Annotated in this window: 9 protein-coding genes; all 9 read right to left on the reverse strand. The window is 42.6% G+C overall.

The features are described from left to right. Window positions 1-11: 11 nt before the first annotated feature. The gene (locus ACFVRY_RS17790; protein ID WP_387501598.1) at window positions 12-3,458 is read right to left on the reverse strand and encodes a condensation domain-containing protein; all 3,447 of its coding nucleotides are present in this window, start codon (window positions 3,456-3,458) and stop codon (window positions 12-14) included. Between the two features lie 169 nt (window positions 3,459-3,627). Beyond that, a complete protein-coding gene (locus ACFVRY_RS17795) occupies window positions 3,628-3,786 on the reverse strand; it encodes a hypothetical protein (protein ID WP_387501599.1) in 159 nt (52 codons plus the stop codon). A gap of 995 nt (window positions 3,787-4,781) precedes the next feature. Continuing rightward, on the reverse strand, window positions 4,782-5,381 hold the full coding sequence (locus ACFVRY_RS17800; RefSeq protein ID WP_387501600.1) for an acyl-CoA-like ligand-binding transcription factor: 600 nt from the start codon (window positions 5,379-5,381) through the stop codon (window positions 4,782-4,784). A gap of 1,445 nt (window positions 5,382-6,826) precedes the next feature. Then, the gene (locus tag ACFVRY_RS17805) at window positions 6,827-7,426 is read right to left on the reverse strand and encodes an acyl-CoA-like ligand-binding transcription factor (RefSeq protein WP_387501601.1); all 600 of its coding nucleotides are present in this window, start codon (window positions 7,424-7,426) and stop codon (window positions 6,827-6,829) included. A gap of 171 nt (window positions 7,427-7,597) precedes the next feature. Next, window positions 7,598-8,344: an ABC transporter permease subunit gene (locus tag ACFVRY_RS17810; protein ID WP_387501602.1), complete on the reverse strand. Its 747-nt coding sequence runs from the start codon at window positions 8,342-8,344 to the stop codon at window positions 7,598-7,600. A 1-nt stretch (window position 8,345) separates the two neighbouring features. Continuing rightward, window positions 8,346-9,290: an ABC transporter ATP-binding protein gene (locus tag ACFVRY_RS17815; RefSeq protein ID WP_387501603.1), complete on the reverse strand. Its 945-nt coding sequence runs from the start codon at window positions 9,288-9,290 to the stop codon at window positions 8,346-8,348. Between the two features lie 41 nt (window positions 9,291-9,331). After that, complete coding sequence (locus ACFVRY_RS17820) at window positions 9,332-10,891, reverse strand: MFS transporter (RefSeq protein ID WP_387501604.1); 1,560 nt, start codon at window positions 10,889-10,891, stop codon at window positions 9,332-9,334. Between the two features lie 309 nt (window positions 10,892-11,200). Then, the gene (locus tag ACFVRY_RS17825; RefSeq protein WP_387501605.1) at window positions 11,201-11,611 is read right to left on the reverse strand and encodes a MerR family transcriptional regulator; all 411 of its coding nucleotides are present in this window, start codon (window positions 11,609-11,611) and stop codon (window positions 11,201-11,203) included. A gap of 226 nt (window positions 11,612-11,837) precedes the next feature. Beyond that, on the reverse strand, window positions 11,838-14,147 hold the full coding sequence (locus tag ACFVRY_RS17830) for a glycoside hydrolase family 95 protein (RefSeq protein WP_387501608.1): 2,310 nt from the start codon (window positions 14,145-14,147) through the stop codon (window positions 11,838-11,840). Window positions 14,148-14,822 lie beyond the last annotated feature (675 nt).

Genomic DNA, 14,822 nt, shown 5'->3' on the forward strand with positions numbered 1-14,822 from the left:
GGCGACTTCTCCTAAAACTGAAATTCAACTTCTTCTACACAATCATTCGTGGGAGACATCCCCTCAATTTGATCCAAGGGATCATCAGGATTCCGGAGAATTTGCTCAATCAATGCAGTTAACTTCTCTCCAAATGCAACGATTGTTTCTTTCCGGAACAATGAAGTGCTGAACTCCCAATGAAATATAAGCTCATCTGAAGTTTCGTGGATTTCCAAAGCCATATCCACTAACGAAACACCGTTATGGTACGGAAACTTACGCACTCTAATGGAATTTCCATGTATCGCTTGTTTGTACATGTTATGCATGATAAATGCAGTATCAAAAAGTGGATTTCGGGAAGGGTCCCGCTTCTGATTCACGAGAGCAACCAAATCCTCAAACGGATACTCTTGATGCTCAAAGGCTTGAAGAGTGCTTTCCTGCACCCGCTTTAGAAATTCGAGAAAGGTATCATTCTTACCGAATTTGTTCCGTAATACGATAGTATGTACAAACATCCCAATAACGGGATCCAACATGCTTAAGGGTCTTCCTTGAGCTATAGAACCAACGATGATATCATCTTCACCCGTTATCTTTACCAGCAGCAAATGATAGAATGCCAGTAATAAGACATACATAGTTACTCCCGTTTCCTGAGAAAACCGATAAAGCGCATCTTTCAAATGAGTATCCAGGACAAACCTGATTTGATCCCCCACATAAGTTTTTGTGGCCGGTCTCGGAAAATCGGTTGGCAAATTTAATTCCGGGAGCTTCCCAGATAATTTTGTCATCCAAAACCGCTTTAACTCTTCCATACGATCAGATCGCCGGAATTGGCTTTGCCATTCCGCGAAATCTTTATATTGAATCGACAAGGGATCAGGTTCGACATCCCCTTCATAATAAAGAAACAGTTCATTTAACAAATTAAGCAATGAAGTTCCATCCGAAATAATATGGTGGATATCGAACAAAAATGCATGATGTTGGTTGGTCAACTTATACAGAGAACAGCGCATTAAGGGAGCCTGCCCCAATTGGAACGGTCTTGTGAATTCTCTAAGTTCCTCATCCAGTTGTCTCTCTTCTATCGGGAAATCATGATATGCCATTTGGATAGTAAGATCCTCATGAATCGTCTGAACCGGATCAGCATCGACCATCCCGAAGGATGTTCGAAGGGATTCATGCCGCCCAATGACCTTATTCAAGGCGTTCTGTAATCGGACTGGATCTACCCAACCTTCCAGAATTAGCGCTACAGGAGTGTTATACATCGTAAAATCAGGATTGTATTGACTCATAATAAAAATTCTGCTTTGCGCTGAAGACAACGGATAATACGCTTTATTTTCTGCCTTTGGAATCCCATGAACCACAGCTGATGACTCATTCAAGACTTGCTTCAAAAACTCGCTGAATTCCATCACCGATGGATGTTTCAACAAATCAATTTCTTTGCATTCGGTATGTAATTTCCGATTCACATCTTTTACAATCTTGATAGCGGTAATGGAATCTCCGCCCAACTCATAAAAGTTCGCTGATTCATTAACATTTGTGAATCCCAAATAGGTTTGGAAGTATTTCATTACCACGGCTTCAACCGACATTTCCGAACTAAGCGTTGCCGGTTCCTTTGATTCCTCCGCAGCGTGTATTTTCTCAAGAGGCTCTATCCAACAACGGATCTTCTCAAAAGCATATCCGGGCAAAGGGACTTTCTGATAATTGGACGGTTGTCCATACAGCAAGCTCCAATCTACTTCTGTTCCTTGAACATAAGCCCTACACAATTCAAACCTTTCGTTCCTATCCTCCTGATCATTAGCCTGTGTATAGATCATCAGATCCAAATTGCTTTGTGAAACGAAAGCCTGTTGATTCCCTGTTCGACCATAATAAATCCCTCTCTGACTCAAATTCTGCCAATCTCCTTGGGACAAAGCCTCCAGTAAATCTTGTAATTCTCTAAGGCTGCTGACCACCATCGCTAATCGGTAAGCATAATGCCCTCTTCCAGTGTTCGTAGAATAGCAAACATCTTGTATGCGAAAGTCCTTGTTATAGGAGATCCACTTGGTATAGCGAACTACCATTTCCTGCAAGGCTGTTTCTGTTCTAGCCGAAAGAGTAAAAATCATTTCCGCGCTTGTGGGCGAGGTTCCCTCCATAGCCAATGTTGCTTCTTCTAAAACCATATGGCAATTTGTACCGTTTGCCCCAAAAGAACTAACACCGCACCGCAAAGGCTGATCATTTTTTGGAAAGGTAATCTGTTGATCGGATACAAAAAATGGAGAATCGTCCGATGCAATATTGCTGGCTTGCTCCGGACCTGTCGGTGCTGGCGGAAGTACTCTGTGCTTCAGAACTAGAATGGATTTGATGATTTCCGCCAACCCTGATGCATGAGATAGCGCCCCAATATGGGACGGCAGAGCGCTCAAAGCACAACCTGGTTTTACCCCTTCATATCGAGATGCGGCTTCTAGTAAACTACCCCATTCGGGTGAATCCTGCTGCAAGGAAGACAATCGATCTGTTTCGATAAAGGATAGGGTATTAGGATGGATACCTGCGTTGGACCATGCTTGCAAAAATAAATCTTGATAGCTTGTCCCAGCAGTACGTCCACTCTGACAAACCGCTGATCCTTTAATCGTTGCATGAATATGATCTCCGTCAGCAACTGCCCTTGAATAGGGCTTGATCAGCAACGCGAAAACTCCTTCTCCATATCGGTTGTGCCCCACGGACCTCGGTGTTGGAAACACTTTCACATAGCCTGAGCCTACCACAGCCTGTTCACATTCCCCCGCTCGAATCGATTGACATGCTTGATGCAATGCCACTAACGATGAAGAACCGGATGTATTGATGACCATACTTGGCCCGTTCCAGTCCATGAGGTAGGAAATGCGTCCCGGGATAAATGCGGACCTATTTCCGAGAAGAGTTTCGGAGCGTGATTCAGGAAGGATTTTACCTGCTATTTGTTTGTATTGAATTTCCTCTTGATCACTCTCACCGTAAAAGACACCTGTATTTGACCCGAATAGCCGATCCCCCCCATAGGAAGCATCCTCTAAAGCATGCCAGACCACTTGCAAGAACAAGCGCTGAACTGGCTCCATTAGACAAGCCTCTTCGTGGGATAAATGAAAGAAGTTATGGTCAAATTTATCAATCTCTTCTAAATATCCGTTTGATATCCCATCAGAATCGGTTAACTCCCTTGCGCCAATAAACTGCAAATATCGTTGTAAATCTTCTTTACGGTTGACCGGAAGGGTGCCAATCCCGTCCACCCCGGCAATAAGATTATTCCAGAAATGATCTGGTGTTGAAGCCAATGGAAATAGTCCCGACATGCCAATAATAGCTATATCGTTAACAATTGATCCATTTGATTCCCTTTCCATCACATCACAACTGTGTTTCAAGTTCTGGCGAAAAATTGACATGAATTGATACTCAGACTCCCTTCTCTTATGGGAACAATTTTTTGAAAAATTAAGATGCATTTATTAGATAGATATTGTATTATATATATGAATGAAACTATCATTTGATATAGCCTAGCATATTTTGAAGATTTTATAATTAATCAATAGCTTTAATCTTCTTAGACTTTCAATTGACCGTGCACAACGCAACATCGTTCTTCATTTCATCAAAATAGATCGTAGAAAAACCAATGATGCTGTGCAGTCCCATAAACTGAAGGAACGATGCTATGAGAACACTATCGTATCTTGCAAGCCTCATACATTCTGCCTTACTAACGTTCATAGAGTTTGCGTTTAGGTACAAAAGCATGCATCGTATTTCGCTTATAAATGTTTTAGCGACCTCCTATTTTCTATTTTTAACACTAAATGTATACCGTTGCGTTGCATTACAATCTATCATTCATCTCTTCAAAAATATTAAAATCTTGACCTAATAATAGGCGAAAAAAAAGATAAAAAATCAATACCATTTATTGGGGATAATAATAACAAATGTTTCATTTTAAAGCAATAGTGTTTTTTGTAATAATATTGTAATAGCCTTTGTTTTCTTCAAGCTAATAAGGGGGATACTCTTCCAAACTACTGTACGTAACGATAGGTATACAGAGGTTCTCAAGTTTATAGTCGTACAGTCTTATAATAAATTTCGTTAAGAATTCGTGCCCTGCTTCTATTAGGCGAGCATCTATTACAGAGACTTTTAAAGATTTTGGCTATTAGTAGTCCACCAATAGTTTTTTCTTGTGCATGCAAATTTGAGGACTGCTTTAGTATCACAAGAATTTGATTTTGCGAATGCAGACAACTCCCGTTTTCTCTTTGTTTACTTTAAAGAGCCCTTTCTTTGATGCAATATGTAATAATGTTCCAATATTTTCTGCGGTGATGTTCGTCTTTGCAAAGAGGTACATGTCAATCGCACATCTGACGAACTTTTGTTACCCTTCGTTCCTGATATCATTCAAGTCTCTTAGATCGGAATTTCAGCTTCCTTCAGATTTCACCTAACACCAACATCCTTGCCTTGGCTAATGGTTGCCAACTTCCATCCACCATAGAAACCTCTCACAGACTAGTTAAATGCTAGGCCTAGCGTCGCATCACAAAGAAAACAGCCCAACCCTTATAGAGTTGGACTGTTTTCTTTCAAATTAAATAGATAAATTGTTTATTTGCCTATAGTGAGGGGTATTGTCTATCTTTACTGTTATCACTAAACGGCATCTGTTGCTCAAAGACCGCAGGAAAGTGCACCTTACATCTTTTTATTTCCTACAACAATTGGCCAGATTCCAACTTGTGTAATGCGTCATTTAGCAAAACAGCAAAAACAGAATCCGGATGCTCGGCATGATACTGCATCACGGAAATATTAATCCCTATGACCGCACCCGCAAAAGCACGGATATTTATGTCATCCGGACTTCGGCCCACTCTTTTCGCGATCATTTCCGTAATCATTTGCATGGTTTGCATCAAATTGTTCAGCGAAGCAGCTCGTAATTCCGGAACGGTCATAATCAACTGATTCCTCTCACGTAACGTCACCAGTTCTTCAACTGACAAGTCCTCCGTCGCTGAAACCATTGCATTACGCACTGCATTCAATGGACTCAAATCAGGCTGCTGTTGTACGAATGCTGAAATTAGCAAAGGATCGTAATTGTCCATGATCATTACGTCCTCTTTCGTTGGAAAATAACGAAAAAACGTACTTGGGGAAATCTCTGCTGCTTCCGCAATTTGCTCAACGGTCGTAGCATTATAGCCTAGTTCGCGAAAAAGACGAAGTGCATGCTTTTGAACCAATGCCATGGTCTTGGCCTTTTTCCGCTCCCGTAGGCCGATGTTCCGTTCCTCATCTGCTGACAATCTTCTCAACTCCTAACGACGTTTTTTGGCTGACCTTCCTTCTTGTTTCATGGAAGCTGCAAGAATGCACGCCTAAAATTAATTTCAAGTGCAGCGATTCCTCCGCAAACCCATAACATTTTGCATTCCTTTAACGAAAGTGGAATGTATCGATTCTAGTAATACTGTAGATTTAATATTCTGGGCGGCAGCACCCTCTGAGAACATTATCCTATCTTACAAATTAGAGGCACCTCTTAGCATTTCTTCCACATTCAGTTTATCACGATATACCGTACTTAGCATAGTTCCCAGAATGGTATTACCTATCGTCCCGCCAATTAACGCAAAGTCATGATTTAAATTAATCCAGCACCATTTTTCTGGGATGATAAAGAAGATGTGGAATATTCACGGATATCGTCTAAAATCCCATTCTTAGAGATAATTTTTAAGGCGTTAGCCCACGAGAATATGCCCCAACAGGATGCTAAGGGAGTTAGCACAAATTCGTTTTGACAGTTCTTTTTCAAAAAACAATACAGGAGTGATGGACAAAGACAACAAAAAATCCGCACCAGTTCTAGAATGGTACGTGCCTAACGACGAGTTGGATTAGTGTGTCCAAGAAAACAGAGACCGCAGATATCTCATCAATAACAAACATGACAATCATCAATATCACTATGCAGGAAGAAAAAAGTGTTTCAATCGGTAAATTATATGTATTGAAAAAACAACTACAATCTACAATCATAACATCAATAACTACTACGGAACATCGCGCGCACCAAACTTACCCTCTAATTGTTACAAAATGTCATTGCATTTTCATGTTAAAATAAGGACATAAAGAAATGATACGAAATAAGCGATGCTCTGAGTTGGAATTTAAAGGTTCTCCGTGGCGGTTCTGCCCGATACTGCGGTGCCTACTCCTAACTGGAATCAGGAAGGCTAAGGTCTTGTGGTTGGTGTTTGCGTTGGTAGAGAAGGTTTGGAACTGAAGAAACTATTGGAGCAATACGAGGGTCTGATCTCTTTTCTGAGTTGGTTGAGGCTAAGACCTCACCGTCACATCGATTAAGGTATCGAAATGTCAGAAAGCTTTGATGAGAATATTGAGAAGGCGATTCAGGAAGGCTCAGAGAGTCCTCTAGTTCTGTAATGAAGAGCCGAGGAGAGTTAGTGTGGATACCGCCAGCTTGATGGACTAACTGATAAGTCAACTATCCATCCTAAATTCATTGCTCGTATTCCATTTTTTTCTGGTTTTTAATCCCCCGTCTCGTACCCCTCAGTTTGTCGATCGCTCAAGCTTACGGTCATTGGAGCAAGAGGCAGCCTATCAATTGGTAGATGAAACTGCCTGCCTGCCATTCATTGGATCAGCGCCGCTTATCGCCAATCATCTGTTATTTCACACAATATGAGAGTAAGACAAAGAATTGAGTTTTCATGTTTTATCATATCAGCAAGCCTTTATCAACTACTTCTAACGCTTCATCCAATAATTTTGCAAACTCTGATTTGGTAACCTCAGCACTATATTCCATTAACGATATATTTACCCCAACCACCACACCGGCAAAGGTTCTTACTGCTAGATCATCAGAATGACTACCTACTCGTTTGGCTACAATCTGTGTTAATAACTGCATCATCTGAGTAAAGTTATTAAGGGCTGCCGCACGCAGTTCCGGAACCGCCATGATCAGTTGATTTCGTTGACGTGTTGTTTCCCACTCATCGTCAGTTATTTCGGTAATTCCCGAAATCATTGCATTTCGAACTGCTTGCAAAGGACTCAACTCCGATGGTTGGTTTTCAAATGCCGTGACGAGAAAGGGATCATAGTTATCGGTTAATACTACATCCTCTTTTGTTGCAAAATAACGAAAAAATGTACTCGGAGAGATTTCTGCTGCTTCAGCAATTTGTTCAACTGTTGTTGCATGATAGCTATTTTCTCTAAAAAGCCTTAATGCATGCATCTGAACATTGGCCATAGTTTTCGCTTTTTTCCGCTCACGTAAACCGACTTTTTGTTTAGCAACCTTAGACATCCTTTTGCACTCCTAACCCATTCAAATCAAATTCGAAACCGTGACTTCAAGCATATTGTCACTTAAATTGGGGTCAAAGTCAACTTATATACTCAAGTCCATACAGCATCAACTTCCATTGATCCGTAATCAGAAAAAGAGCATGTTAGGGTATTAAAACAATTATTTATCTTACAAATCTCTTTGCACTAATCTCCCCCAACCCACGCAACCACCGATTAAAAATACGGCAAGCGCCCCAATTACAGAGCCCCATGCAATTCCGTCACCCTGGCTTATTGCGTACACATCAAACAGCTTAAAGAGTGACAGACCCCCCATCCATTTCAACGCTGTCAAATCAGAAAGCATGTAAAGCAAGAACATGAGAAACACAATTCCGATTCCTAGCGATAACGCACCGCGTTCGGAACTGAGCCAAGACGTTAGTGCATAACCTATTCCCATAAATCCGAGAATAATCAACAGACCGGCTACCATAACGCTACTTACAGCTACAACGTCATTCATTACACCTAAACTTTTACCGATCAGCAACACAATAACTGTGGATACGCCAGCGATAATCACGACTTTCACAACATGTGCAGCACATTTTGCAAGATAGACATCGGTTCTACTACGAGGGGTTGAGAAAAGAAATTCAGCAGTTTGACGATCTCTCTCCTTTACAATGGATCCTATTGACCAGTTTATTGCGAAACATCCTAGAAGAAGCACGAAAAACATAAATGGTTGACCAGCCATCCATCCTTCAAAAGTTGAAAGCGTAGCGGAACCCACACGATCTGTTCCGCTGTAGATTTGGCTATCTAAATAAGCCTTGGATGCAGCAGCTGGGATTGCTTGAAGCGCTGCAATAACACAAAGGGCGATCCAAAAACTCCGTTTATTCTGCTGCCACTCCAATTCAAACAACCTACTCATCATTGGGTACCTCGGCTTTCGTTTCTTTGTCTTGACTGTACTTTTCCATAAATCTCTCCTCAAGCGACAATTTTCTAAGATTCAAATCTTTAATGGGCTTATCAGCAAGAATAGAGAGAAATTCATTTAGGCAATCATCCTCTACCCTTCCGCAACAAACTCCATCTATATACTTCGACTTGGAATCTATATTTAGCAATCCATATCTTTCCCTTACATCACCTGAATCTTTGAAGACTACCTCGAACAGATGGGCTCCTCCTCTGGATAGTTCGGGAACAGAAGAATCTTGGATAATCTTCCCGTCTCGTATAAAAGCAACCCTATGGCAGAGCTTATCCACCTCAGTTAATATGTGCGTGGACAAGAATACCGTTGTACCGTTTGTTTCATTTAATTCCCGAACAATTTCAAAGAAGCTTTGCTGAGCGAGAGGATCAAGCCCGGAGGTCGGTTCATCCAGGATAAGTAATTCAGGCTCATGCAAAAGTGCTAGCAGTATGCCTAGTTTCTTTCGATTTCCTAATGAGTAGCTTCGAATCCGAGGTTTCATCTCCCATTGCACTCTCTGGGCATATTCGGGAATTCTTGTTTCTTTCAAATCAACCCCATGAATACCTGCTGCAAGCTCCAGCATCTGTTTTCCAGTTAAATCCGGGTAAAGTCTAATCTCGGAAGGCAGATAACCGATTCGGCTGCGTACCATTGGATTTTCCTTCTTTATTCGTTCGCCAAGAACAGAGATATTCCCTGACGTAGGGCTGATCATCTGCATTAGTAAACGAATCGTGGTCGACTTCCCTGCTCCATTAGGCCCAATAAATCCAACAATTTCACCTTTTTTTACGGTAAGATTTAAATCTGTCACTCCGCGTTCGGAACCATAAGATTTAGTTACATTGTTCATATGAATGGCTACCGTTTTTTTGCACTCCAACTCGACCACTTCCTTTCCAAAAATGATTAGAAACCACTAAACTATTCCTTAGCTTCAAGACTCGTCGTGGAGTTTCTGCTCTCTACTGGTCGTGCTTTTAAAAGACCTGCTGTAAAAATAATTCCAACAACCGCAGCTCCTACACATACCCATAACATATTACTCATGCCTCCGATAAAAGAGGTTTTAACTGAATGAACGAGTGAATCTGAACCTACTTGACGCGCAACCGCCATACCGGCAGACACATTTCGTTGTGCGACTTCAGCAGCTTCCGCAGGCCATTCATTCAGGATTAGATTATTGCGATAGCCAGCGTTCAAAACAGCCCCTAGAATTGCAACCCCTAGCGTCCCACCAACCTGTCTCATGGTCATAAGAAGTGCAGATCCCACACCACTTCTTTCTGGTGTAAGTGCTGAGATTGCTTCATCCATCGCTGCCGGAAGTGCAAATCCAATTCCAAGACCCACTGCCGAAATCCAAATAGAAGTAAATCCGTATCCTGTCGATATGTCTGTCGTGCTCCCCATCGCCAACCCAATTCCAAGCAGTACGGATCCAATAACAATTGCCGTCCTGGTTCCAAAGCGTGACTGCAGAGCATCGGATATAGGCGTTGCAATCAATAGACCTATAACTAGTGGTAATAGTCTCAAACCAGCGCTTTGCGCATCTACTTCTAATACCGCCTGAAGATATTGAGGCAAAGCGAACAATACGCCAAATAGAGCAAAAGAGATTATAGAACCTACTAATGTTCCACCTGCAAAACTCCGAGAACGGAATAGTGAAGAATCAACCAATGGATGAGTGGCTCGATTTTGATATACAACAAAACATGTTAAGAGAAGTATACCAGCAAGAACTGACGTTAATGAAAATACATCACTCCATCCTCTTTCACCTGCTTTAATAACACCATACGTTAAGGCTACCAATCCAGTGCTTGAAATTAACACTCCTGGTAAATCTATAGGACGCTTTTCCTCGCTCCGTGATTCAGGTAAAAGAAAAGATACTGCCATTAATGCTACAATAACTAGTGGGAGATTGATGATAAATACCGAGCCCCACCAAAAATTGTTAAGGAGCCAGCCGCCAAGAATAGGACCTAGTGGTATTCCGACTGCATTGGCCATCATCCAAACTGCAATTGCTTTCGGTCTTTCCTTTTCTGTAAACATCACTGGAATAACAGCCATGGACAAAGGTACTATCATGGAAGCACCTAAGCCAAGAAAGGCACGCGCTGTTATGAGTTGCCATGGTGATACTGCATACGCACACGCAAGAGAGGCTAGACCAAAAGTGAACAATCCGACAAGAAGCATCTTCTTGCGCCCGACTTTATCCCCTAACATACCCATTGGCAGCAATAATGCCGCAAAAACAAGATTATAACCATTGGCAAACCATTGAAGCTCGACATTTGTCGCGTGGATATCTTTGGACAAAATCGGCAAAGCCAAATTTAAGATCGTCATGTCCAGTCCAACTGCAAGAATTCCGAAAGCAAGCGAAGCCAGTACCCACCATCTTTGTTTATATTGCGAATTCATGTTGAAAGCACCCTTTCTTATTTTGGCATTAACTTTCATTATGTAGTTTATATCTTTTAAGTCTGACTGTCAATATTTAATTAACGAATTCATGAATCGACGCCGACTCTCCCCCCCAAGCTTTTTCCACCAAGCGGGGATAATAATTAAGAATTAAAAAAATCAATATGACGAGTACGATCAAGATTATTACATCATTCATCCCGTCTTCTCGTACTTTCTCTTTTCTGATTAATTATTATTTTCATCAATCCCACTTGGCATCTTAAAGTGCAATTTAAGAAAAGAGCTTTCATAACAAAAAAAGCCACCACTCCTAAGGAGGATGACTTCTTCTAAATTCAAATCTTATATGGATGAATCTAACTTATCTATGTAAGTGAGAAAGCGTTCTTCTGGATTTCCTTTTTCGATATTGTTATACACTTCAAGTTTCTGGCTAACGGCTTCAAAGGCCTCATCCAGCACTTGTTGCTTACGTTTGATCTCTTCTTGATGGGCTTCCAGAATGGCCCTGCGCTGCCCAATCGTTTCATCCCCCTGCAAAGCAAGGTCAACGATCTGTTTCAAATCCGCTACGCTCATTCCTGTTGCACGGAAACAAGTCATCAAGCGAATCCAGTCTAGATCTCTTTTTTCAAACATGCGGTTGCCATGATCGTCCCTGCGTATGTTGGGCAACAACCCTTCTTTATCGTAAAATCGGATCGTGTGAGCAGCGCAATTTAATTTTTCCGATGCTTCCTTAATTGTAAACAAAGTGCTCTCCTCCCAAGTCCAGTGTTCATAATATAACTCCCTCTATTATAAGCATTAAACTGAACTTTAAGTCAAATCCATCAGGGACCTATCCATCCAAGAGAGAGGTTACTAAACTAATGAAACAAGACTGCCTCTATCGTGGAAATCCACGTATGAGACAGCCCTGCAGAGTTCTTGCTATAGTCATTCGCCCTTATTAGGAGGGGATGTTGCGATATGCTCTTTACTGTATCCGTAGTTCGGAATCCATGCTGTAACTGCGTCCTGCTTCAAAATTGAATGGCAGTGTCTGTCCGCCATAGCGCAGCGTGGTATGCCCCGTGGCCAATGCGTGCACAGATGCTTCAACCAATCGTCCCTCCGACCAGGTAACATCTACCTCCAAGGCACCTCTTGCCCGAAGTCCGCGATATTGCCCCGAAGACCATGAAGTTGGGAGGGCTGGCAGCAAATGAAGTTCTCCTGCATGACTTTGTAGTAACATGTCTGCGATCGCAGCCGTACCCCCAAAATTGCCATCCGCCACATAGATCGGGCTTTCCGCACCGCCAATACCAGGCTTCGAGAAAGTCAACAGGTTATCAAAACACAGGTTTCCAACCAGATGTGAAATCTGCTCATAGGCGTTTTCCCCATCATGTAGACGGGAGTAGCAACCTGCAAAGGCAGCTACCGTAAACTCCACATCCTCATGATTGTTGGTTGATTTACGAGCCTCTAAGGTAACACGCGCAGCCTCACTAAGTTCAGGAGTGTGCTGCGGTGTGATTCGATAAGCTGGAAATAGACTGTGTAGATGGGACAGATGACGGTGTTCAGGCTGCGCCTCAACGTAATCCTCCAACCATTCCTGCAGCTGCCCTCTCTGACCAATTTGAAGTGGCGGCAGCAACGCAATAGCTTTTTTCAAATCCGCTTGTAGCTGCTCATCCACCGCAAGTTTCTCCGCTGACTCCAAAACAAATTCGAACAGATCGCTCACCAATACCTGATCCAGCGTTGTTCCCATGGACAGATAGTGATGTACCTGTGTCCCATTGGCGTGGAAGGTATTTTCCGGGGAGATCGAAGGTCCCGTCACCAGCCAGCCATTCTTCGGATGCAGGACCATATAATCCAGGAAGAATAGCGCGGCATCTTTTAAAATAGGGTAGGCCGTTTGACTTAAAAATTGCTCGTTCAACGTATATTCGTAATGATCACGCAGCTGCATGGCAATCCACAAGCCTCCAGTGACATTGAGTCCCCAAGAATTTTGCCAAGCCGGTGCTGTAAAACCCCAAGCATTGGATACCGTATGCGCAACCCAGCCGTCACAACCGTAGAAATCCCGAGCCGCTGCTTTCCCGCTTTCTGCTAGCTGTTCAATGTAACGAATTAACGGCTGGTGAGACTCAGACAAATGAGTTGTTTCCGTCGGGTAGTAGTTCATTTCCGTGTTGATATCAATATGGTAATCGCAGGTCCAGCCCATCCGGCAAGCCTGATCATCGTTCCAGATCCCCTGTAAATGCAGCGGTAGAGGCGAATCCTTCCTTGCGCCACAGAGGGTCAAATAGCGGCCATATTGGAAAAACAACGCGAATAACGCAGGGTCCTCGCCTTTGCCCTGTGATACATTGCGGATTCTTGTGTCCGTAGGTAATAGCGTTTGTTCAGATGTCTCCAATTCTAAGCTGACTCTGTCATACAGACTGTTATAGTCCACAATATGATTCAATTTAAGAGACTCATATCCCTTCGCTTTCGCTAGTAGGTTTCTTTTGTCCCCGACACTCAGCCAGTCATCGCCGGTCACGCCATAGTCTGTATCTATCGCAAAATAAATAATAGCTTCCTGCGCATTCGTAACTTCAACCCATCCGGCGTCTCCGCTAATGGTTCCACCCTGGGTCTCAACGTGAATGCTTCCCTGACAACGAACACCACATTCACCATCGCTATGCAATTGCTCAAGAGCTTGCCCCTTAAAGGAGAGCCTGCCCTCGCCCTGTGGCTCGTTCCAACTTTCGAATAGATCTGTCTTTCCTTCCAAATGGATATTAAATGAAACGCCATCCGGAGATTCGCTCCACAACTTGCAAATGATAAGTCCATCTGCATGGGAAGCAAACAATTCGCGGTGTATTTTGACACCTTCAATTTCATAAGTCGTCTTTGTGATTGCGTTTTCAAGATTAAGCTCTCGAACAACATTTTGTCCGCCAGCTTTAAACTTCAAGATTACATCACATACAGGCAGATTGGTTCCAAAATTCGCTTTGCTTGGCTCCAGTAATTGGCTCGCTAACCGCTCGCCGCCTTCATAATCCCCATCGAAAAAATGCTGTCTCAGTCGTGCCAAATCATCCTTGCCAGAGGACTGGCTCGTAATAGGTTCTCTTTTTCCAGACCAATAGGTCGACTCCGTAATGTTCCAAACTTCTTGTTCTGCTCCGCCATACACGATTGCAGCTAATCTTCCATTTCCGACTGGAAAACCTTCGGACCATGAAGCCGCTGGTTTGTTATACCACAATTTCTGTGTACTCATCACATATTTCCTCCAGAAGTATCTTCATTATATACAGTTGTTATATTAGTGGTTTTCTCCTGGAAAAGCTTTGTACGAAACTATTATTTTTTATCGAAAACGGAGAAATGGGTGGCGGCGGCTGGTGGGTACATAGGAATGATAGTTGGTGAGTACGTTTGGGTGATATTTGGCGAGTACGTATGGATGATAGCTGAGGACTGCGTTTGGATGGTGACTGGTGATTGCGTACGGGACATAAATATAGCCAGAGCAAAAGAAGATTTGCCCTGGCTGCTATAAATGATCCATGGATTTAATTCAGCGGATAGAGTAGAGGTAGGACATTAGGCCGCAGTAGTCCAGATCTCAAAAAGCCAAGTAACTGCCAACCCGTTCCTAATCTAAGTAGCCGCCAACCCATCACGTACCCAATTAGAAGCATTTTTGCACCTTAATTTCACCATTTTGAGGGAAAATAAGAAAATAAGAGCATTATTGTATCTTAATTTTGTGAAAACACGCTATTGAGCACGATTTGTAAGAATTAACATACAAAATTGCCCTTAATTGAAGCAAGCCCCTTCGTTCCTTATAATTAAGGTACATAAATGCCTCTATTTACACTTGGGTGATAATTGGGCGGTGATTGGATGGTGCTCGGGGGTACTTGAGTCACTCTTTCGTTACCCTGGG

Source organism: Paenibacillus sp. NPDC057934 (assembly GCF_042887565.1).
GTDB lineage: Bacteria > Bacillota > Bacilli > Paenibacillales > Paenibacillaceae > Paenibacillus_AQ.